We start from the raw sequence: 23,197 nt of genomic DNA, 5'->3' as shown, positions 1-23,197 counted from the left end.
TTAAGCTAAACTCGACCTATTCCTGGCAGCAGCCGCTCTCATATAGACATGAATCTGCACTCGGGCAGTTTGTTTTTATTAGAATAGCAAAGCGCATGCCAATGCTGGCATGCGCTTCAAAGGCTGCGGAGGTTCTTTTATTCTACTTTAGCTGTTTCGGCATATTTTTTGAAATTATTTAAGATGGCCTGCCATCCGGCTTGCTGCATCTCGATGGCATTGGTCTCCTCCGCGTCGAACGATTCGATGATTTGCGTGTCGTTGTCTTGGCGGATAAAAGCAATCTTCACTTTTCTGCCGTCAGCCATCGTATAGGAGATGCTCTCATTAATGCTCACCTCGTCGTATACGCCTCCGAAATCAAATCCGAAGCTGCCGTCTTTGGCTTCCATTCTCGACAGGAATTTACCGCCGACCGTCAAATCATTCTCGGCAAACGGCGTGTGCCAGTCATCGGAAGCCTTGCTCCATTGCGTGATATGCTTCGGATCGTTCCAAAATTTCCACACGTTTTCGACGGGAGAATGAACGATCGTTTCTACTGTAATCGTTACCGGATTACCTGTTCCCATAACAAAACCTCCTTATGAATCTATTATTCTCAAATCATACCATGACCATTCACTGTTAGTCGATATATCTCCATTATCCACGTTATCCCCCTTATAACCATCCCTGCCTCCGCCATACGTATGCCTTTTAATGTCGCAGCAGAGCCCCAGCCAATTTTATTTTTGAAATGGGATTTTATTCAAGGTATAATGGAATGGATCGACAGTTCTGAATTTATATGCCTATAAAAACAATGGCTGGTGCTTGCCATTTCGAGATAGATTTAACGTACGGACATTCTATATGAAATGGTTAAGAGGTGTTTAAGCATGCATGACGATCCGCAAAAGCGGGAGATTATTAATAGGCGTCATTTTTCGTTTCGGTTGAATTTATTTTTCTTTATTACCTTTGCATTGTTTAGCGTTTTGATCGTGCGACTTGCTATCCTTCAGTTCGTCGAGGGGCCAACGCTTAGCGCGGTAGGTCAGGACAAAGGCACTCGCAGCGTTAAGCTTCCGCCGATACGAGGCAATATTTACGATTCTACGAATTACCCAATCGCATATTCTACTTCAACCCAATCCTTGTATTTCAGTATCCAGCCTGAGCCTAAGCTGGCGGTTGCCAAGGAAAACGCGAGGAAAATGGCTGCAAAATTGTTAGAGGTGTTTAATGATTTCGGAGACCCTGCTAAGAAAATGACTGTGGATGATATTATTCGTCAAATGGATCTTGATTTCAGTCGGAATATTATATCAACCCCAAGGCGGATTAAATCCGGACTGACCAATAATGAGATCGCCTACTTCATGGAAAATCGGTCGTCCTTCAAAGGGATCGATATTATGGAGGAGAGCGTTCGTAACTATGATACAAATTCGATTGCCGTACAGCTCGTCGGATATTTAAAAAAATATAAAGGCGTTCGCGAAACGGTTGATTTTTACAAGGAAAAAACGAAGGAAGAAGATGCTACCCTTCAATATTTAGCGGAAGAAGATGTGGGCATGGACGGTCTTGAGTTCATGTACCAGGACATTTTGCGCGGCAAAAACGGCTTAAAAACTTACCCGGTCAACAATGCAGAGCGCATTATTGGTCCCATGCAAATTACGACTCCCGAGAAGGGATCTGACATTTATCTCACCATTAATAAAAACGTGCAATTATCCACAGAAACTGCCATTATGGATCAGTTGAAAAAAATAACGAAATCTACGAACAAATATGAACGTGCCGTCTATGCGCAAACAGGATTTGCGGTTGCGATGGAAGTCGATACGGGCAAAGTCGTGGCGATGGCAAGCATGCCGGATTATGATCCTAATATTTGGTCAGGCGGAAGCATAAGCCAAGAGGATTATGAGAACTTTTCAAACATTTTGTCTAACGGAACGATCCGAACGGTTTACGGAAAGTACTCGGAGAAGGAACGAAGCGAGCACCCTTCTTCAATTGTGCCGCTCGGCTCTACGATGAAGCCCCTCTCCGTACTCATCGGACTGAATGAGAAGCTGTTTACCACTACAGAAGTGTACCCGGATACAGGGGTGTTCACATTCGGTAAAGCAGGCTACGAACGCAAAATTAAAAACTCGCAAAATAAAATATATGGAAACATAGACGGCGCACAAGCGATTGAACATTCTTCAAACCCATTTATGGCTGCTATGGTGGGCAATAGGCTTGTTTCTCGCGGAAGCGTGAAAGGCAAGAGCAGCGTTGAAATTTGGGACGATTACATGAAGCAGTTCGGACTAGGCGTTCTAACCGGAAGCGGCCTTCCAAATGAATTAAAAGGCGTTATCGATTACTTCGATTCCGCTAAACGGTTTAGTTCGCAATCTGCGCTTATATTTGCCTCATTTGGACAACAAGGACGTTATACGACACTGCAGCTAGCCCAGTACACGGCAATGCTTGCCAATCACGGCAAACGGATGAAGCCGCAATTTGTTAATCAAATCAAAGACTCAGACGGAAATGTCGTTCAAGCCTATACGCCAGTTGTTTTGAATGAGGTGAAATTCAAGGACGAATATTGGAAGGAAATCGAAACGGGCATGTCCAAAGTAAGCTCGCAAGGCTTTGAAGGCGTTGATTACAGCTATCGACGGAAGACAGGGACATCAGAGCAAGATGTAGCTAAGCGTACCGCAGAGAATGCGGTGTTTATCGCTTATGCCCCTGCGGATAAACCTAAGCTTGCAGTAGCGGTCGTTGTTCCCGATGGCGGCTTCGGCAGTTATGGCGCCTCACCAATCGCTCGCAAGATTTTTGACGCCTATGATCAAGAAATTGGTTTATATGGCGTCCCTAAGAAGAAGACCACGGACAATGCGAATGCGAATGGAGCAAAGTAAACAGACTCTGACGAAATCGATAAACGAATGAGTGGCCAAACACAGGCGGGAGCTTAGCTCCCGCCTGTGTCATGTCGTTAGAGCGAAGTTACGTTTAAAAAAACGAGTAAAGCCCATTTTCAAAGTATGTAAATTCATTCTCCGTTATCATCCGATTTCCGTATCCTTCAAAAAAAGCATCCACCTCCGCTTCGATTTCAAAGGCGCTGGGCTTCGGGCGAATGGCTAAAGAAACATCGTATCTCGGATCGCCAAATGCACCGCCACTCCAATCAATGATACTTGTTATTTTCCCATCACAAACTAACACATTATCGATTGTGAAATCACCATGAATTAACGTATTTTTTATTTCTTGAGGTTTGTTGCTCATCAATGATTCTAGCAATTCCCCCGTTCCATCGACCGAGTAATGTTTAAGGTTAAATTCCGCATGTCGCAACATTTCATCCAACCAAATGGATTCTCCTATTAATTCTTGGGGACATGGAGTGGAGTGAATTTGTGATAAGGCGGCACCAAAATGATGGATCATCTCATGTTTCTTATCGCTATTTTTCTCATTCAATAAGGCTTGCCTTAACGTTTCCCCTTCAAAAAAAGACAGCAACGCCCAAGACTGATTCTCCTTTTGTTGCTCCACTAACTGATAAACCTTAGGAATAGGTAACATGGTGTTCTGCAAACGATTCAAAACATACACCTCTTTGGATAACCAGGAACAATATTGCTCGCCTTTTGTTCTTTTGACAACATAGCAGCCTCGTGTGCTATCTATTATGGCTACATCTGACGTATGACCCTGCCTTGGGAATTTGATTTCTTTAATCGTACCTAAAAAATCAATCAGTTCATGTGGCACTTCATGTACGTTTATTGGAGTCAAAGAGAAACACCTCTCTATTTTCGCCTTATTATGATATCGTCTTGCTCCTTCTTATGTATAACAAAAAAAGAGCCACCCAAAAAAGGCAGCTCCAACGAAGCCAGATAAACAGGCTCACAAGTAAATCAAGAGATAATTGCAGCAGCGCTTAAATCAGCTTATGCTTATACCATTTGTCCCCTCTGAAGCGCCACAGGAATACTGCGCCGCGCACGCCCCATTCACAGTTCATAGCTAGCCATACGCCGAATATGCCCATGCCCAGCGTAACGCCAAGGACATAACCGAGGATGACCCGGAACAGCCACATGCTGAGCATCGAGGAAATCGACGTAAAGCGGGCATCCCCCGCAGCCCTAAGCGCAGAAGGCAAAATAAAACTGATCGACCAGAGCGGAATCTGTACAATAACGGTCATTAAGAGCACCCAAAATATATCGTCGATAATTTCGGCCGGCGGGGAGAATAAACCAACCAGCAAGCTGAAAAACGGCATCAGAATTAAACCGATAGCAGTCAAAAACAAGGCGCCGAGCCAAAGAAATGATTTCATGAACTTCCGCGCATCCGCGACATTTCCACGTCCGATGCATTGGCCGACTACCGTAACCACCATTATGGATAAGGCAGCTGCAGGAATTTGAAACACACCGGCGAGCGAAGATGCGATCGCGTTGGTTGCGATCGCGTACGTGCCCATGCTGACGATAAACACTTGCGTTAACAGCTTGCCCCCGTTGAAAAACATCTGCTCCGCCGCAAATGGCAGCCCGATGAACAAAATTTTCTTTAGCATGGAAATAGGAATATGGAACAGATCACGGATGCGGATATGCAGCGTCGCATCCATTTTGAACAGGTAGTACAGCGCGCAGGCTGCTCCCGCAAACCGGGCGATATTAATCGCAATCGTCATTCCCAGCACACCCATGTGCAGGTAGTTGATGAACAAGATATTCAGAAGTACGTACAAAACATTCATGATTAGCGATAGAAACAGCGATGCTCTGCTCTTTCCGATACCCCTCAGCGCACCGCAAACCGCTTGGACGATCGCAATGCCGAGGAAAGAGATGCTGCTGCCGATCAAATAAGTTCTGGCGCTAGCCATCACCTCCGGCGTGGCGGAGCCGAACAACAGCTGAAGCAACGGATTGTGGAACGCTATAATCAGCAGTCCGATGCCGAGGGCAATCATCGACACGGAAGTAATGCTGCCGGCCGTAGCGCGGGACACCATCTGGTTGTTCCCGTTTCCTTTGTATTGCGCAACGACTACTGTTCCCCCCGTAGCAACGGCGACAAACACGTTGATCAGAAAAATATTTAAGGAATCAACCATGTTTACCGCACTGACCGCCCCCACACCCGAGGAGCTGATCATCGCCGTATTGACCAGATTAAGCCCGACAATGAAAGCCTGGTCGATCAGGATCGGGAAGAACAGGGCAAGTATTTGCCGGTAGTCCATTGATTCCCCGGAAAAATATTTGTCCAGGTAAAACTGCGTTTTTGTTCGTATTCGAGACTGCCTCAATACCATCACATTCTTTTCATTGAAATGGAAAAAACCCTTCTTGCGAAGAGCTTTTACACTAGCTTTCTCTGTTAAAGATCAAACTTTCCCGAATCATCGTTAGGCTTAAATCTGCGAAAGCGCTTAATTGGACATTATCACTGGAACCGGATTCTGTCAATCAAGCTTGCACCGAAATATGCGAGAACGAATCAAACGCGAACAGACCGGCGTCCGTGAGTTTGAGATGGGGAATGACCGGCAGCGTCAAAAACGATAAAGTTAAAAACGGATCAAAATGGTCCGGCGCTCCGATTTGAGCTAAAGCCGCGTCCAAGCTTTTGAGATTGTCATAAACCTCGCCGTAGCTCCGATCCGACATTAAACCCGCGATCGGCAGCGGCAAGGCGGCCAGCACCTTTTGTTCCGAAACGACGACCATGCCTCCTTGATGCTGAACCAGATGCTGCAGCGCAATCCGCATATCCTCATCGGACGTGCCCGCGATCACAATATTATGCGAATCATGGGAGACGGTGGTGGCGATTGCCCCTTTCTTCAGCTTTAAGCCCTTCACAATGCCTAACCCTACATTCCCAGTCGCGTGATGCCGTTCGACAACCGCCAGCTTCAATTGATCCTTATCCGTCGAGGGGCAAAACTCACCTTCCTTCACCGTAACCTCTTCGATGATGCCGTTTGTAACAAGCTGATTCGGAATAATTTCAATCATGCGGCATTGATCGTTACTTAACGGAAGCGCAAACGACGTCAAAGCCGCGTCCTTCACATTTATCTTCGTCAAGGAAGTCGGCAGACCATCGGCTGCTTCGCCTTCGTTTGAAAAATAACGCTCCTGCAGCACGCCCTGCTTTACGATGCATACGCCTTTTTTGTAAACCTCGTGAATCGCGAAGCTTTCCAAGTCGTCCAGCAATACAAAGTCGGCTGCGTAACCCGGAGCTAGTGCTCCTCGGTTCTTAAGACCAAAGCATTCCGCCGTATTGATCGTTGCCATCTGGATCGCGGTGATTGGGTCAAGTCCTTTCTCCACGGCTCGCCTTACGATATGGTCGACGCTTCCTTCCTCGATCAAATCGTCCAACAATTTGTCATCGGTCACAAATAGGCATCTTTTTGCGTTTTTTGGCGTAACGACAGGCAGCAGCGCATCCAGGTTTTTGGCGACCGTCCCTTCCCGAATCATCAAATACATACCCAAATCCAGACGGTCTTTGGCTTCCTGCTCATTCACGCATTCGTGATCCGTACGAATGCCGGCGGCCATGTAGACGTTCAGACCCTCCCGTTCGACCCCCGCCGCATGTCCGTCTATATGGAAGTTTTGAGCGTCAGCCAGCTTATTCACCATGGGCGCTTCCGCATGGAATACGGAGGGATAATCCATCACTTCCGCAAGCCCCAGCACGTTAGGATGCGAATAATAGGGAAGCAGATGCTCTGCTTCCAGTCTTGCCCCGCTATTCTCGAAGGACGTCACCGGTACGCAGGATGGAAGATTGACGAAAATATCGAGCGGGAGCTCCTCGGCGCTTCTGAGCATATAATCCAGTCCTTCCGTGCCCGCCACGTTTGCAATTTCATGCGGATCGGTCACGACGGCAGTAACTCCGTGCTGAAGCAGCACTTTTGCAAACTCGCGGGGAACCAGCATGCTGCTCTCGATATGCACATGTCCGTCGATAAGGCCAGGCGCCATATATCGGCCTCCCGCATCGATCGTTTCCTTCCCTTCATAAGAGCCGATCCCGACAATGATCCCATCGGCAATCGCCACATCACCATCCATAATCTCACCTGTAAACACATTGACGATTCTCGCATTTTTCACGACTAGGTCTGCCGGCATTTGCTTTGCCGCTGCCTTGATCCTTCTTATTAGCGACTTGTTATCATTTCCCATTTCCATTTTCGCCCTTCCTCCTTTTACATTTAACATCCATGCCAACGCAAAAAAATCCCGATTACAAAAAAAGCGCGGCATGCACTTTTTAAGTAATCAGGATTTTACGGATTCCTGGTAGAGACCCTCAAACCATATTATTGAGGTTATACTTTATGAAGTTGGTACTTATCATAATAGGTTCATCCGTAGATGTCAAACGAGGCAGAGATCCTCCTCATGCTGACAAGTCGATATCGTCTTTGGCATCCTTGGCATGAAGCCTGTCATGCTCCTTCTTCTCGATCCAGCCGCCAACCCGGATAAAGAAAAAGGCGGTAACGATCGTGAATATGACGATGCCATAGAAGCCTGCCCCGATGCCAATCCCGACTCCCCCGGCGAATAAAATCATCGCTGCAGACGTCAGCCCCTTCACCTCGAAACCGGTTTTCATAATGAGTCCCGCCCCGAGAAAACCGAGACCGGATACAATTTGAGCGGTCAAGCGCATAGGGTCCATCATCGTCCGTTCATTCATATGGCCGTATCTCGCCACGCTTTCAATCGACACGATTGTGATAAGCGCGGATGCGACCGTCACGAACGTGTACGTCTTCACGCCCGCGGGTTTGTTCTTGTGCGTTCGATCGAATCCGATCAACAGCCCTAGGAACGCGCTAATAAAAATTCGAAAATACATTTCAAACTGGGTGAAAAAATCTCCGATAAATGAAATAAAATGTGTCATCCTACCGCCTCATTTACTTAGGTACACTCTCGTTTCAACCGATGACCGGCGAACAAGAGCTTCGTTCAATAATTTTACTGCTTACAATACAGTTGTCCGGGTAATCGCCTTCAAGCACGCCGAGCTTATGCATAAGCTGCTTGACTGCTTGCGCCCCTAGCTCCGAAGGCTGCAGGTCCATGCCCGTGAGGGATGGCGTTACTTGATGCATCATCGACAAATCGCCGCAAATCACGAATAATGAAATATTTTCCGGCACACTGAGGCCTAGCTCATTAATGGCATTCATCGCGCTGAAAGCCGTTCGGTCATCGTCAGCTATGATGGCGGTTACCGTCTCTTTGCGCTCTCCCAAAATGCGAATGGTCTCGTCGTAGCCATACGTCATATACTTCTCGGAGTGAATGCCCGGTTTATAATGTACCATATGCGGCTGAAGCTCGATCTGATGCTCCTGAAGCGCTTGCACGAAAGCTTTCGTTCTTTCGATGGATACCGTCATATGCCTCCCGGCGTTTAGGAACATGATATTGCGATGCCCAAACCCGATCAGGTAGCTGCAAATATCCAGGATAATCTGGATGTTATCGTTATTTACCGTTGTCGCGTCAGACAAGCCTTCATTCATAATTTTGCCAACGGTGACGAACGGAACCTGATTTTGATGCAGCAGATTGATCCGCTTATCCTCCTCCGTCGGGCCGAGGACGATGGCGCCATCGATTGGATAGCTAGCCAGCGACGGGGTTTTGACCTCTTCGACGGGAATCGTGTCCAGCAGCACGCGATAGCCGTAGATGGAAGCCTCCAGCACAACGCCATTAATAAATTGATTATGAAATGCGCTGAAAAAGAAGTTCCCATGCGGTATCGTAAGCCCGATCGCCATCGTTTTTTTGGTGACCAAGCTGCGTGCAATATGGTTCGGAACGTAATTCAATTCCCGGGATACCCGCAGCACCTTTTCAGTTACGGTTTTGCTGGTGGGCCTTTTCTGGCTGAATACATTGGAAACCGTACCTTTTGAGACGCCCGCAAGACGAGCGACATCATCGATTTTTGCCATCTTTGCATAAACATCCTCTCACAGCATGCTAAACCTGGTCCCCTTAGGCCGATAGCATCAAGCTTCGTTTGCGAGCTCGTTGTGAACGCCTTTCAGCTTTAATTCCTCCGCGTAATGACAGGCTGTGAAATGATTATAGCCTACTTCGCGCAGCTCGGGAACTTCTTTCACGCATTTTTCAGTGCGATATGCGCATCTTGGATGAAAATGGCAGCCGCTAGGCGGATTAGCCGGATTCGGAACCTCGCCCTCCAATATAATCCGGTCCTTCTTCATCTCCGGATCGGGCTGGGGCACGGCGGACATCAGCGCTTCCGTATAAGGATGCTTCGGCTGGCCGAACAGCGACTCGCTCGTAGCCAGCTCCACGATTCTGCCTAAATGCATAACCGCTACCCGGTCCGATATGTTCTGCACGATGGATAGATCATGCGAAATAAAAATGTACGTAATGCGGAATTGCTCCTGCAAATCCTTGAGCAGATTAATGATTTGCGCCTGAATCGATACGTCGAGAGCGGATACCGCCTCATCGCATACGATAAGTCTCGGCTGGGTTATAAGCGCCCTGGCGATAGCAATCCGCTGCCTTTGCCCGCCGGAGAACGCATGCGGATAACGTCTTAAGTAGCTCACGTTCAAGCCCGTTTTCTCTGCAATTTGCGTAACCTTCTCTTCAACCTCCGCTTTGCTTAGCTTAAAGTTGGCGATAAGCGGCTCGGAAATGATGTCAAAGACGCTCATTCGCGGGCTTAGCGAGGAATACGGATCTTGGAAAATCATTTGAATTTCTCTTCTGTATGTTTTGGAGCCTTTTCCCTTCAACTTCAAAAAATCGATTTGCTGCCCGTCTTCGGTATGATAGATGACTTGGCCGGAGGAGGCTTCCATCCCCCTCACGATGCAGCGGCCGAGCGTCGTCTTTCCACAGCCGGATTCGCCGACGATGCTGAGCGTCTCTCCCTCTACGAGCTCAAAGGAGATATGATTAAGCACCCGCACAGGCGCAGGCTTTCGAAATAACGTTGTTTTGGATTTCACTTGGAAATCCTTGTTCATATCGACGATATCCAGAATAGGCTTAGGCTTGGTCATTGCGATTCTCCTTCACGCTGGTCCGAGTACAGGAAGCACCTGACGGAATGCTGGTCCGAAATCCGTGTCTTCGGTACAGCATTCATATTGCAAACGCCTTCAATTCGATCCTTGCAGCGGTCATAAAATCCGCACATCGGCGGCATGTTGATCGGAATCGGAACCGAGCCCTCGATGGAATCCAGCCGCTTCGTCTTGTCGCCGCCGAGTCGCGGCATCGATTTCAGCAGCCCCTTTGTATACGGATGCTTCGGATTCGCGAAAATCTCCTTTACAGGCGCCTGCTCAACGATTTTGCCCAAATACATGACGGCAACCTCGTCGCACATTTGAGCGATGATGCCCAAATCATGCGTGACGAGCAGAATCGCCATGCCAAACTCGGACTGCAGCTTCTTCATCAGCTCCAGCACTTGCGCCTGGATGGTTACGTCAAGCGCAGTCGTCGGCTCGTCGGCAATCAGAATTTCAGGATTGCAGGATAAGGCCATCGAGATCATCGCCCGCTGCCGCATCCCGCCGGAAAACTCATGCGGATATTGATCGAAGCGCTTCTCCTGATCGGAAATGCCGACTTTCGCGAGCATTTCCAGTGCAATTTTTTTCGCTTCTTTTTTGTTTTTCGTGCGATGGATTCGGATCGCTTCCATCAGTTGGTTCCCGATTGTGTACATCGGCGAGAACGCGGTCATCGGCTCTTGGAAGATCATTGCGATTTTCCGTCCGCGAATCGAACGGATTTGCTTGCCGTTTGGATTAAGCGACAGCAGATTCAACCGATTGAGCGAAGCTTCCGACTCGGAGTGATATACGATGTTCCCGGTCGTTTCGCATTCTTTCGGATTGATGCTTATAATCGCCCGGCTCGTAAGGCTTTTGCCGCAGCCCGATTCTCCTACCAAGCCTAACGTTTTTCCTTTATGAATCTCGAAGTCGACCCCGTCTACCGCGTTCATGATCCCATTGTCCATCTTAATCTGAATATTAAGGTTTTGTACGGACAATAAAGGTTGCTCGGTCTGAGCAGCTTGAGCCGTCATGCTATCCCCTCGCTTGCCATTTATTTAATCGATTATTTCTTGTAGGGATCGGCGGCATCGCGCAATCCGTCGCCAAGGAAATTGTAGGTTAGTACCGTTAAAATGACGATTCCCAGCGGGAACAGCTTCCATGGGTACAATGCGACATTTTCGATCTTCTGGGCTTCCTGCAGCAGTACGCCCCAGCTCGTTGCCGGAGAGCGGATACCGAGTCCAAGGAAGCTCATTGCCGTCTCGGCAAGGATCATGCCGGGAATGGCAAGCGTCGTCGCCACTACGAGATAGCTGATAAAGCCGGGCAGCAAATGCTTAATGATAATTTTTGTACTGCCGACGCCTGCAATTTTTGCCGCGACAACATAGTCTTCATTTTTAAGCGAGATGAATTTGCCCCTGACTACCCTTGCCAGATCGGTCCAGCCGATAAAGGCGAAGATGATGACGATATACAAATACATCGTTACGACGGGTATTCGCGGCGGTATGGCGGCAGATAAAGCCATCCATAGCGGAAGCGTCGGAAAGGAGCGGATAATTTCGATAATCCGCTGGATAAGCGAATCAAGCCAACCGCCGAAATAGCCGGAAATGCCTCCGATGATCAAGCCGATTACCAAGCTGATGCCTACGCCGACGAGCGGGATGCTAAGCGAGATTTGGCTGCCTAATATAATGCGGGAAAATAAATCCCTTCCCATGCCGTCCGTCCCTAGCAGGAATACGCGCCCCGGCTCCTTCACGCCAAGCAAATGGGTTGATGTCTTGATCAAGCCAAGAAACTTATATTCCTCACCCTTGACGAAAAACTGCAGCGAATGCCGCTTTTCCGTATCCGGTACGAATACTTTCCGCATCGTTTCCGGGTCGCGCGTCGATTTCAACTCATAGACGAATGGCTTAATATGAAACTTGCCGTCCGCATCAACGAATCTAAAGCCCATTGGAGGCACGTTCACATATTTGCTGTCGTAGCTTTGCAGCCCGTAAGGGGCGATGAACTGCGCAAACAGCGCTATCGTATAAAGAAAGGCTAATATAAATAAGCTGATTCGCGCCAATTTATGCTTTTTGAATCTGAGATACATGAGCAGCCACTGCGAGCTGTAATTCGTATCTTTGGTTTTAACGGGACGAATGGTTTCCGACTTTTGTCTTCTGAATGCAGGTATTGTTCTCATCGTATTAATTTCCCCTGAATTCTGTACGAATTTTTGGATCCAGCCAAGCGAGTAAAATATCCGAGATTAACGTTCCGAGTACGGTAAGCAGCGCCATGAACAGCAGCCAAGAGCCTGCAAGATACATATCCTGACCGAGCAAAGCGTTGTACATGACCGGTCCTTGAATCGGCAGGTTCAGCACGATTGCCGTAATGGTTGAGCCTGTAAAGATCGAGGACAACGACCAGCCGAACGTACTGACAATCGGGTTCAATGCGGCGCGCGTCGGGTACTTGAGCAAAATCCGGGTTTCGGACATCCCTTTCGCTCTGGCTGTCACCACGTTCGGCTTGTTCAGTTCATCCAGCATTTGGCCCCTCATGACCCGGATCAGGTCGGCAGTGCTCGCAAGGCCGATTACGATGACAGGAATGACCAAATGCTTCATCAAATCAATCGCCTTGTCCATCGACCACGGCGCGTTCACGTACTCATTGGAGAATAGGCCAAGCAGCGGGTCTCCAAACCAGGTGTAGGATAAAAACATTAAAATGATGGCTAACAGGAAGTTAGGCGTTGCCATTCCGATAAAGCTGATGCCGGAGAAAAAATAATCCCCTGCCGTATATTGCTTGACCGCCGTATAAATCCCGATTGGAATCGCGACCACGTAATGAAAAACCATCGTTACCATTGAAACGACTAACGTTAGACCCATGTATTGCTTCACGACTGCCAGCACCGGCTTATTGTAGTTAAACGAGAAGCCGAAGTCTCCGTGCAGTACGATTTTTTTCACCCATACAAAATACTGTTCGTACACCGGACGGTCCAAACCTAAATTCGATCTCATTTCATCCATTTCCGCCTGCGTCATCACGTCGCCGGCAGCCGACATTTTTGCGGAATAACTGGAAACATAATCGCCGGGCGGAAGCTGAATGATGTAAAATACGACAAAGGAAATAAACATAACAACGGGTATGACCAACAGAATTCGCCTTATTATATATTGAAGCATCTCATATCCGTTCCTCTCCGCTACAAGCTGAATCTTAGTGCGGCAAGGGCAGAGAAGCAGCTTCTCCGCCATTGCCGCCGTCATGGCTGCAACTTATTGTTTAATGAAAAATTGCGATGGATGACCTTGACCCAAAGAACGATACTCATCTGCCCAAATCATGTCGCTAGGAATGTTGTGGATGTTGTTTGATGCGGTAATCAGCATTGGCGTAGGGCCGGCATAGCCGATAACCCATTGGTTTTTCATGTGCAGCTTGATGATTTCATTGCTGTATTTCTCGATTTCCTCTTGTGTTTTGCTCGCTTTGATTTTATCCCAATACTCAAGAATCAAGGCTACGTCGCCTTCCGGCTTCACGCCTTCTTTGCCGCCCGATTGAGTATACAGTCCGTAATGGCCGAACCATGGTGTAATGACACGAAGAGGTACAAGCGCATCCGGACGGAATGCCACGTTCGCCACCGAAATATTTTCTGTCGTTATCGGAATTTGGTTCGCGTATTTCATATCGAAATGCGTACCGCCGTCTACGACCTTCAAATTCGTTTTCAAGCCCATGTCTTCAAAGTACTTTTTCAATAGCTCCAAAAATGCAGCGGTATCTGTGCTTGATTCAATGATCGTCAACGTTAGTTCAGAGCCATCCGCATTCATGCGGAAGTTGTCCTTGTCGCGTTTCGTCAGGCCAAGCTCATCCAAAATTTGATTCGCACGCTCCTGATTAAATTCGGTCCATTGATCTTTCCAGCCTTCTTGATAGCCCATTACGCCTTCCGGTACGGACGCTTGAATAGGCTCGCCCAATCCATTGGTTACGATCTCGGAGATTTCAACGCGGTTAACGCCAATGGACAACGCTTCTCTGAAGCGGATATCCTGGAACAGCTTCCGCAGGTTCGGATCCGGCGTCGTTTGGTTCAATTGAATGCCTGCGCTGCTCCAAGCTGGCTGCGTCCAAGGAATAATGCGGTAGTCGCCTTTTTTCTCGTTTTCCTTCAAAACAGTGAAGTCATTGGCGCCAAAGACAACCAGATTATAGTCGCCTGCCAACGTGCCGAGCACTTTTTGGCTTGGATCTTGAATTTTCGTCGCTACGATGCGGTCGATGTAAGGAAGCTGCTTGCCATCGGCATCCGTCTTCCAGAAGTAAGGGTTGCGCTCCATGACGAACTGATCGCTGTTCGGATCGGTTGTTGGCATCCATGCTCTGAGCGTCGGTATTTCCTTGTGCAGCCAATCATAGTAGCCTGTTTCGACCAGGAATACTTTCGGATCCTCGTAGCCCCAAGCTTTCGTAATTTCCAGCGTTTTTGCATCGCCTACGAGCTCGGGAAGAATCGTTTCGTGGAAATGCTTAGGCGCGAAAAACCATTTATTATCGATGGCCACACGCTCTAGGAACTGTACGCTTGGATATTTGTGCGTAACGGTGAAGGTGTAGTCATCAACCTTTTTTACTTCGGCCAATGCTCTGTCGCCAGTTACCGGATCGACCGAGTAATAAGCGTCATAAACTTTTTTGCCGAACGTTTCTTTCTTCAGCATGTGCTCCCAATAGAAGATAACGTCCTCCGTTGTGAATGGCACGCCGTCCGACCATTTCATGCCTTCCCTTAGGTGAATTGTGAATACGGTCGAGTCTGCGTTCACTTCATAACCTTTGGCTACGTTTGGCTCCACTTTATTGCCCTCTTTGTTGAAACGGAAGAGTGCTTCCTCCGTCGGTTGACCTATGCCCCATTTGTCGGAGGGGCCGTTCCAAGGCATTTTCCATTCGCCGCCGTATTGGCCGATTTCATCCACGACCTCTTCGATCTTAATGTCAGCGGCTACCGGCATACGTTCTTCCAATTTCGGCAATTTGCCGTCTTTCACGAGTGCGGCGAGTGCTGGGGCTTCTTTAGCTCCTGCCTGCGCATTGTCTACCGGAACTACCGTTTCCGTCGGCTTTTCCTTCGTTTCGTTCGTTGCTTTCGGACCTGAATTGTTGTTTGTGCATCCTGCGGCAATAATGGCGATCATAACGAGTAATACCAACATCATCTTGCTTCGCTTCAAATTAACCCCTCCATAAATTGATTAGTCATTTTTGAATCTTGCAAAGCCTCTGTCTCTAGTGCATGAGTTAAACCGGTTTAAAAAGGGGATTCGCTGAATCCTTGTTATGTAAGGTTTTTCGTTTCGTGTTGGTTAAACCGGTTTAATATAGCCGTAAAAATGTAAGCGCTTAATGAAAACGCTTTATTTGTATAATACATTGGATAATTTATGTAAGCAAGAGGTAATGTTAAGATTTTGTAAATTTTTTTATTTCGCCGGCTCTCCGCAGCTGACTGTCTGCTGCCCTACCGAGGCAGCAGAGGATCCAGCAGCTTCGTATGCATGATGAAGGGCAAGCTTTGCTAAACGCTAATCAAGAACAACATCATTCGTTAAAGCGCCTTTCTCTTGGGGACCCGTAGGTCCTCCTGCCAGCAGCGGCTGACCGAAATATGAGCCTTGTGCAGGGTTTCCGAAGCGGTATACCGCATTGCTATTTGGATTCGTATAATCTTTGTCCAGCCATGTCGGCCAAGGATTTCCAAGCCCATTGCCTGTCGACAAATGCGGGTAATATTGGAATGCTTGAACATTGTTCCATGTATCCCATGCCGTTCCTTGGTTCGTAACGTCCGTCAACTGAGTGACGACCAGCTCCTGATACACATGAGTGCCCGGGTCTTTCCACATGCCGTGCGAGCCAAACGCCGTATAGCCGACCGGATGGGTCTGATTCACTTTCGTCACCTCATCCCAGCTGTAAGCCGTTCCGAAAGAATGTGCCCCATAAAATACTTGAACCGGCTTCAGGTAGTTCGTGTTGTTGTCGACAAATTTGGCGAAACGAACCGTAATCCGTTCCCAGTCGCCGACATGGTCGCCTACCTCGTTGCCGAATACCGTTTTTCCGAGATCATAAGGACTGAACTGGAAGAACACCATGTCCACGTTGTTGTAATCCTTCTCTACCCAGAAAGCGTAGATCGGCGCGTTAGCCAAATCTCCCGAGAAATAAGGAAGCTTGAGCGTGTACGGATCCAGCGTCGTCTTCGTCTTGATCTCATATTTGCCGGAGCTGGAATTCAAGTAGCGGTCTACATGCGGGAATGTAAATTCAACGGATGACGGGAAATAGGCTTCGCCCTGCGCCATCCAAATTCTCGGAGCGAACGTTTCGAGCAATTGGCGCTTAGAAGCATCGCTATAGGCGTTGTTGGGGACGGCAACGCTTGTTGCATCCAGCGGTGAGATCGCTTCCACTTTCAGGCTCGATACATCATCGTTAAAGTCGCCGACGTAGATCGCATCCGCCGTCAATACTTTGGTGCCGCCGGAGAAATTCGCATTCTGATACAGCGTAACCTTGTAGCCCGGAGCAATCCGAATGGAGGAGATCGAATCGTTGCCTACTCCGCCTTGAAGCTCCGCCCAATCATGATCGCCCACTCCGAAGGCTTGCTCTAAACCGCCGTAAGGCGAATTCGAGTACGCCGTTACCGGCATGCGGACCGCCCCGATCCATTCGACCTTCATACTTGATGTTTCATCGTTGAGATCATCCACCCATGCGGTGTCCGCATAAAGCACTTTATAGGAGCCTGAGAAATTGGAGTCCTTATACAGCGTTACCCGGTAGCCCGGCGCGATTTTTATCGAGGAAATTTTGTCATTGCCGACGGTGCTTAGCTGAGCCACGTTGAAGAGGCCGGCTTCGAAATCTTGGGTCACGCCCGTAAAATTGCCGTCTCGATAAGCCGTTACAGGCGCCTGTCCCGCCGCGTTCACAGGCTCCGTCTTCATGAAAGTAAATGCAGGTGCAGTTAAGGCCAGTAGTGAAACTAATGCAATCAACTTGAATATTTTCATAATCGAGCTCCTCATTTCGTTTTTTGCGTTCACTTTTTAACAGCATCCGTGCAAAACGTTGGCCCTGCGTCATGTTAGCGTTTTCAAAATAATCACTCCTTTCGCCCAAAAAATGCTGCCGGCTGCACAAAACAAATCTTAGGTTATGTCATTGACATATTCAACCAATTGTTTTGACGGAGCTTCGTTCAATGATCAACGTCTTCACTTTAACCGTGACGGCCCCTTCTCTCGATTTGTCCATCCGCTTGTACAGGAGATTGACTGCGGCTTGTCCGATCTGCTCGGTCGTCTGCCTAGCGGTTGTGAGCGGAATGGGGAGCAAACCCGATAATTGAATATCGGAGAAGCCGATAATCGACAGCTGCCCAGGGACCGGTATTCGCATATGCAGCGCCGTGTACAGGCATGAGGTGGCCAAATAATCGTCCGCGCATACGACTGCCGTAAGTAAGGGGTTATTGCCTATAAAAGCTTCCAGCTGCGGGTTTACCGCATTTAGCCGGCCCATATAATCCTCCGAGCTATGCAAAAAGGCATAGCCTTCGTTTGCCGCAAGCTTGTGATCCGACATAGCCCGTAAATAACCTTCATACCGGTCTTCCCGGCTCGTCACGCCGTCAAACGGCATCGAAATATACCCAATTTCCTTATGCCCCCTGCCTATTAAGTATTGCGCTAGATTGTATGCGCCCTGATAATGATCGTGATAGACGCAATCGATTTGAACCTCGCGGAAGATGCGGTCAATGATAACCAAAGGATAACGGAGCTGATTCAGCTCCAGCACCTTCTCACTGCAGGTGCTGCGGCCCCGAGGATACAAAATAACGCCGTCCACCCGATCCTCGTACAGCTCCTGCAAGCATACGCTCTCATCGTCCTTGTCGAGTGAAATCCGAATGAGCAGCTGGCAATTCAACTTGCGGGCTTCCTGCTCCGCCGAAGCGATAATCCGGGCCGTATAATCATCCATATTCGGAAATACCATCGCAATTTTTCTTTTTGCCGGTTTCTCGGCATGCGCTGGCATACGCGGCCGCTCCTCCTCATCGGTTCCATGCGCATAACCGGCCGCTAAGAACGTCCCCCTTCGTGCCAGCCTGTAAACGACGCCCTGCTGGACCAAAATATCAAGAGCAAGCTTGGCCGTCATCCGGCTCACCGCGAACAGCTTCGCTAGCTCCCCTTCCGACGGCACCGGATCATGCGGCCGCAGCTTTCGGTATCGGATCAGCTCCAGCACCTTATCGACCATTTGCCTGTAAAGCAAAGGCTTTTTCTCTGCTTCTTCCTCCTGCAGCCTCATTCGATCATCGCCTCCCATGTTTCAACATAAAGCGACATGCTATCTGCAATACTTTTCTGGCTGCTTTTTTCAAAATCCGTTCTGCTTGCCATCCAAAAAAAGGAACTTCATATCAGATGAAGTTCCCATGGAAGTAAGTATAAGAAAAGCCCCTCAGGCAGCCTGAAGGGTTTTCTTCATTTTATAAGGATAAGTCCGATTGTTTTATTGCGCGTATTAGGAAAGCTCGGCGTTCAGCCGATCGATCAATTCCACAAGCTCAAGCGGTTCGCCCACCGTATAGGTCGGACGCTCCGACTCGTCTGCAGGCGTGTGCGGGTAGCGCGGCGTCCAGCTTTGAAAAATGCTCGTGATGCCGAGCGCGTTGGCGCCCTTCATATCGCGGCTCAAATTGTTGCCGATCATAACGATGCGCGGGAAATCAGCCTCGGACAGGTCCAAAGCGCCTACGGCCGCTTTGAACATACGGGGATTCGGTTTGCTTGCTTTCACGGTTTCGGAGTAGGTCATGGTCGTAAAATAATCGTAAAGCCCGTGCTGCTTGAATACGTTTTTGAACGATTGCGCGTCGCCGTCAGCGACCAGCGCAAGCGTATAGCCTTTGTCGAACAATGTTTTGACCATGACATCTGCGCCCGGAATGAGCTCTGCGTGCACGACGATTCCCTCATCGTCCCTTACTTCCGTTGATTCATCGATGATCGTGTCGCCGCTGTCCAAAAATACGATTAATCTTTTCTCCATTAGTCAAACAACCTTCCCCCATATTAATTTGCCGGAGAGCCTGTTGATTCCCTGACGATCAGCTCCGGCTGCATGACGATCCTTTGCTTGATTTCATCCGTGTTCTCCACGCTGCGGATCAGCAAGTCGAATGCCAGCTTGACCATCTGGTCCATCGGCTGGGCGATCGTCGTAAGCGCCGGATTCGTCACGGTAGACAGAATCGTATCGTCAAAGCCGATAATCGACAGCTGCTCCGGTACCCGAACTCCTGCTTCCTTGGCGGCTTGCAATGCACCGATCGCAAGCAAATCGTTGCAGCAAAATATCGCCGACGGACGGTTTTCCCCGCGGATTAGTGCCGCTGCCGCCCGTTTGCCATCCTTTATGCTGGAATTGCATGAAATAATGCTGGCATCGTCTAAGGCAATTCCCGCCTCGAACAACGCAAATCTAAAGCCTCGTACCCGCTCGAAGCTGCTGGTTACTTTGAAGTTTTCAGACAACACCGCCATGCTGCGGTGGCCGCAGCCAAGCAAATGCTCGGCGGCAATCGATCCGCCCTTAAAGTCGTCCGTCAGCACGCTGTGAACCGGCATTGCGACGGCTTCCCTTGCAATCATGACGATCGGCAGCGATTTTTCCGCCAGCTGCTTCAAAATATCAGCATTTTCCACGCCGGTCCCGATCAAAATGCCGTCTACGCTTTTTTGCTCCAGCAGCCGAATATATTTCTCTACCCTGTCATCCTTGTTGTCCGTACTGCAGACGATGACGCTATACCCTTCGGAATGCGCCAAATCCTCCACAGAACGGGCAATCTCGGAGAAAAAGGGGTTGGATACATCGGGAATTAGCAATCCGATTGTGTACGTTTTTTTGCCCATCAAAGCCGATGCGATCACGCTCGGCTGGTACTGGAGCCGCTCCATTACCTTGAAAATTTCATCGCGCTTTTTGCTGCTTACTTTTCCTTTGCCGTTTATCGCATTGGAGACGGTCGCGATGGAGACGCCCGCCTCCTTGGCAACATCATATATCGTGGTCGCTTTCATGCCCAACCTCATTATCGTCGGATGTTAAGGACAGGCAATAAGCCTCCTTACCCGGATATTATCCGATTTATCCGCTCGATTTGCAAACATTTGCAATCATAACGGAGATTACGGCTGCTGCCTCGTTGCGATCCATGCATGGTCCGGATCGTTATGGAACTTCCAAATGCGGTTCGGACCCGCCATAACGTTGAGATAGTAGACCTGGTAGCCCGGAGGCGCCGAAACGGGATGATACCCTTGCGGGACAAGTACTGCTTCGCCGTCTTTGACCGCCAAAGTCTCGTCCAGCGAGCGGTCATCCGTATAGACGCGTTGAATGGCGAAGCCTTGCTCAGGCTTCACATGGTAATAGTAGGTTTCCTCCAGCAGCGACTCCTCGGGAAGCATGTCGCGGTCATGCTTGTGGGGAGGATAGCTGGACCAATGTCCTTCCGGCGTAAATACTTCCACGACAAGCAAGCTGTCGGCAGCCTCCTGCTCGGGCAAAATATTATGAATGAACCGCTGCGTCGTACCCGTTCCCCGAACTTCGACGCCAACGTCACTCGGCGCGATGAGGCGCGCAGGATGGTTGCCTTTGCCGGGTGCTTCGCATACGGCCAGCTCCACTTTCGTAAGCGCCTCAAGCTCATAACGGTCGTCGTTCGGAACGTAGACGGAAAAAGGCGGCGTCTGCTCGAAAACGCTCATTCTTTGGCCGATATTCGTCCAAGATGACTTCGCTGTCGTTACGTTGGCAAGTCCACCGAGCAGCACCAGGCATACTTCGTTGTCCCCGGTTTCGCGGCTTAACTTTTCCCCCGGATTCAATTGATAAACTTCGAAACCGACATAGCTCCAGCCCGCCGATTCCGGAGTAATCGACAGCACGGGAGTATGCCCCGAAGCTTGACGCTCCGGGCTCACAATCAGTTTGCTCATTCGATCACGCCTCCTCTATTAATTCCTTAAGCTCCGAGAGCTTGACGCTGCGGTTGTCGCGCAGCGACAGCTTCGCGGCCAACGCGATCCGCTCAGCCTGGCAGGCATCCGCTCCGCTGACCGAAACGTCGCCGCCTTGAAGCAATACATTGATAAACTGCTCCGTCTCTTCGATATAAGCCGTATTGTAGCGCTCCAAGAAGAAATGAAGCGGCTTCTCGCTGATAACGCCCTCTTCCGTGCTGAGCACCGCTGTGTTAGGATGATCGTTCGTTGCCGCCGCGGAGCCTTTCGAACCGAATACTTCGGCGCGTTGGTCATAGCCGTATACCGCTTTGCGGCTGCAGTCAATTACGCCAAGAGCGCCGTTTGCAAAGCGCATCGTTACGACCGCCGTATCGACGTCGCCGTGTTTGCCGAATACCGGATCAATAAGCACGCTGCCTTGCGCGTATACTTCTTCTACCTCGCTGCCCGAGAGGAAACGGGCCATGTCAAAATCATGGATCATCATATCCATGAAGATGCCGCCCGATACTTTAATGTAGTCTTCCGGCGGTGGCGCAGGATCGCGGGACGTAATCTTGATCAGATGTGTCTCGCCGATCGATCCAGCCAGCACATGCTCGCGGATCCGCTTGAAATTATGATCGAAGCGGCGGTTGAAGCCCACTTGAAGCTGAACGCCAGCCTTGCGAACCTCCTCGATCGCTTCCTCCGTCTGCCGAATGTCCATGCTAACCGGCTTCTCGCAAAAAATATGCTTGCCCTGCTGCGCCGCACGTTTAATGAGCGGAACATGCGTATCCGTGGAAGAGCAGATGAATACCGCATCTATGTCCGGATTCGTTAGCAGCTCGTCGCTGTCCTTCGTCACGATGGAAATGCCTCTATTTAAAGCCCACTCTGTCAGTTCTGGACCGGCAAACAGATCGCTGATCGCAACGATTTCCGCTTGCGGATGTCTTCTTAAATTGTCGGCATGGATTTTGCCAATTCTGCCTGCTCCGATGATGCCGATTTTGATTTTTTTCATACTCGTCCGCCTTTCTCTTGTCCCGAGCTGCCGAATAGCCGCATTTTGTCGCGGACGGCAGCCTTGATCGCTTCGCGCGCCGGATTCAAATAATGTCTTGGATCATAGGTTTCCGGATGATTTTGCAAATAATCCCGGATCGTCTGCGTAAAGACGGTTTGGTTATCGGTATTGACGTTGATCTTTGCCGTTCCCGAGGCGATAGCCTCCCGGATTTCCGCTTCGGGGATGCCGCTTCCTCCGTGAAGGACGAGTGGCACTCCCGTAAGCGAATGAATTTCCTTCATCCGCGCAAGCCCAAGCTTAGGCTGGCCGCGGTAAGGGCCGTGAACGGAACCAAGCGCAGGAGCCAGGCAATCGATGCCCGTCTCCTTCACCATCCGCACGCAATCCGCCGATTCTGCATAGGAAGCCTCGGCTTCCAGCACTTCCAGATCGTCTTCGCGTCCGCCGATTCGCCCGAGCTCCGCTTCGACAGAAGCGCCCAGCACATGGGCGGCATCCGTTACCCTTTGCGTCGTCTCGATGTTCGTCTCCAACGAATGATGCGAAGCGTCAATCATGACGGACGTAAAGCCCGCTTTAAGCGCCCGGATACATACCTCGTATGAGGAACCATGGTCCAAGTGCAATGCGACCGGAACCGTAATTCCGTAATGGTCGATCAAATTGTTCACCATGCCATAGATATATGGCAGACCTCCCATGTAGGGAATGTAAGCCTCGCTCACGCCGAGGATAACCGGAGAAGACTCCTCCTCGGCAGCGGTCAGAATCGCCTGCGTGAATTCAAGGTTGTTCAAATTGAATTGCCCGACGGCATAGCCGCCCGCATTCGCCGTGCGAAGCATGTCAGTCATCGATACTAAAGTCATTTCGGATCAG

At 49.4% G+C, this 23,197-nt stretch carries 19 protein-coding genes and 1 riboswitch; of the genes, 1 reads left to right on the top strand and 18 read right to left on the bottom strand.

Translation table 11 applies throughout. The features are described from left to right. Positions 1–137: 137 nt before the first annotated feature. Complete coding sequence (locus A7975_RS00515) at positions 138–572, bottom strand: SRPBCC family protein (protein ID WP_053375262.1); 435 nt, start codon at positions 570–572, stop codon at positions 138–140. A 309-nt stretch (positions 573–881) separates the two neighbouring features. Between A7975_RS00515 and A7975_RS00510 the strand changes: the two genes are divergently transcribed. Beyond that, complete coding sequence (locus A7975_RS00510; protein WP_065383819.1) at positions 882–2,918, top strand: peptidoglycan D,D-transpeptidase FtsI family protein; 2,037 nt, start codon at positions 882–884, stop codon at positions 2,916–2,918. A 94-nt stretch (positions 2,919–3,012) separates the two neighbouring features. Here A7975_RS00510 and A7975_RS00505 read toward each other — a convergent pair whose 3' ends face one another. From A7975_RS00505 to fba, 17 genes are all read right to left on the bottom strand, one after another. Then, positions 3,013–3,804 (bottom strand): phosphotransferase family protein, encoded by a 792-nt coding sequence (locus tag A7975_RS00505; protein WP_065383818.1) that lies wholly within the window; start codon positions 3,802–3,804, stop codon positions 3,013–3,015. Positions 3,805–3,952: 148 nt separating this feature from the next. Continuing rightward, on the bottom strand, positions 3,953–5,341 hold the full coding sequence (locus tag A7975_RS00500) for an MATE family efflux transporter (protein ID WP_483295884.1): 1,389 nt from the start codon (positions 5,339–5,341) through the stop codon (positions 3,953–3,955). A 160-nt stretch (positions 5,342–5,501) separates the two neighbouring features. Next, complete coding sequence (gene ade / locus A7975_RS00495) at positions 5,502–7,244, bottom strand: adenine deaminase (protein ID WP_065384766.1); 1,743 nt, start codon at positions 7,242–7,244, stop codon at positions 5,502–5,504. A gap of 73 nt (positions 7,245–7,317) precedes the next feature. Beyond that, a riboswitch (purine riboswitch) is annotated at positions 7,318–7,418 on the bottom strand. A gap of 43 nt (positions 7,419–7,461) precedes the next feature. Next, on the bottom strand, positions 7,462–7,974 hold the full coding sequence (locus tag A7975_RS00490) for an MgtC/SapB family protein (protein ID WP_053375258.1): 513 nt from the start codon (positions 7,972–7,974) through the stop codon (positions 7,462–7,464). 34 nt (positions 7,975–8,008) lie between these two features. Then, the gene (locus tag A7975_RS00485) at positions 8,009–9,040 is read right to left on the bottom strand and encodes a LacI family DNA-binding transcriptional regulator (protein ID WP_053375257.1); all 1,032 of its coding nucleotides are present in this window, start codon (positions 9,038–9,040) and stop codon (positions 8,009–8,011) included. Between the two features lie 57 nt (positions 9,041–9,097). Then, positions 9,098–10,135: an ABC transporter ATP-binding protein gene (locus A7975_RS00480; RefSeq protein WP_065383816.1), complete on the bottom strand. Its 1,038-nt coding sequence runs from the start codon at positions 10,133–10,135 to the stop codon at positions 9,098–9,100. Beyond that, positions 10,132–11,175: an ABC transporter ATP-binding protein gene (locus tag A7975_RS00475; protein WP_053375255.1), complete on the bottom strand. Its 1,044-nt coding sequence runs from the start codon at positions 11,173–11,175 to the stop codon at positions 10,132–10,134. The genes A7975_RS00480 and A7975_RS00475 overlap by 4 nt, the downstream gene beginning before the upstream one ends. A 32-nt stretch (positions 11,176–11,207) precedes the next feature. Then, on the bottom strand, positions 11,208–12,353 hold the full coding sequence (locus tag A7975_RS00470) for an ABC transporter permease (protein WP_053375254.1): 1,146 nt from the start codon (positions 12,351–12,353) through the stop codon (positions 11,208–11,210). A gap of 4 nt (positions 12,354–12,357) precedes the next feature. Beyond that, positions 12,358–13,440, bottom strand: a complete 1,083-nt coding sequence (locus A7975_RS00465) for an ABC transporter permease (RefSeq protein ID WP_231637494.1) — start codon at positions 13,438–13,440, stop codon at positions 12,358–12,360. A 9-nt stretch (positions 13,441–13,449) separates the two neighbouring features. Further along, complete coding sequence (locus A7975_RS00460) at positions 13,450–15,417, bottom strand: ABC transporter substrate-binding protein (RefSeq protein ID WP_255314129.1); 1,968 nt, start codon at positions 15,415–15,417, stop codon at positions 13,450–13,452. 351 nt (positions 15,418–15,768) lie between these two features. Next, entirely contained in the window at positions 15,769–17,265 is a 1,497-nt protein-coding gene (locus tag A7975_RS00455; RefSeq protein ID WP_065383815.1) for a Vps62-related protein, read from the bottom strand. Positions 17,266–17,425: 160 nt separating this feature from the next. Next, positions 17,426–18,574, bottom strand: coding sequence for a GntR family transcriptional regulator (locus A7975_RS00450; protein ID WP_369688896.1), 1,149 nt, complete (start codon positions 18,572–18,574; stop codon positions 17,426–17,428). 216 nt (positions 18,575–18,790) lie between these two features. Then, positions 18,791–19,318 (bottom strand): HAD family hydrolase, encoded by a 528-nt coding sequence (locus A7975_RS00445; RefSeq protein ID WP_065383814.1) that lies wholly within the window; start codon positions 19,316–19,318, stop codon positions 18,791–18,793. A 23-nt stretch (positions 19,319–19,341) separates the two neighbouring features. Beyond that, positions 19,342–20,352: a LacI family DNA-binding transcriptional regulator gene (locus tag A7975_RS00440; protein WP_065384763.1), complete on the bottom strand. Its 1,011-nt coding sequence runs from the start codon at positions 20,350–20,352 to the stop codon at positions 19,342–19,344. 108 nt (positions 20,353–20,460) lie between these two features. Beyond that, positions 20,461–21,276: a 5-deoxy-glucuronate isomerase gene (gene iolB, locus A7975_RS00435; protein WP_053375251.1), complete on the bottom strand. Its 816-nt coding sequence runs from the start codon at positions 21,274–21,276 to the stop codon at positions 20,461–20,463. A 4-nt stretch (positions 21,277–21,280) separates the two neighbouring features. Then, the gene (iolG, locus tag A7975_RS00430; RefSeq protein ID WP_065383813.1) at positions 21,281–22,312 is read right to left on the bottom strand and encodes an inositol 2-dehydrogenase; all 1,032 of its coding nucleotides are present in this window, start codon (positions 22,310–22,312) and stop codon (positions 21,281–21,283) included. Then, positions 22,309–23,187 carry a class II fructose-1,6-bisphosphate aldolase gene (gene fba, locus A7975_RS00425; protein ID WP_065383812.1) on the bottom strand — a complete coding sequence of 293 codons (879 nt, stop codon included), beginning with the start codon at positions 23,185–23,187 and terminating at the stop codon, positions 22,309–22,311. Before fba ends, iolG begins: the two co-directional genes overlap by 4 nt. Positions 23,188–23,197 lie beyond the last annotated feature (10 nt).

The sequence above is a fragment of the Bacillus sp. FJAT-26390 genome (assembly GCF_001682865.1).
In the GTDB taxonomy this organism is placed as follows: Bacteria; Bacillota; Bacilli; order Paenibacillales; family Paenibacillaceae; genus Pristimantibacillus.
The sequence above is the reverse complement of the archived record's forward strand: the minus strand, read 5'-3'. Positions and strand labels throughout refer to the sequence as shown.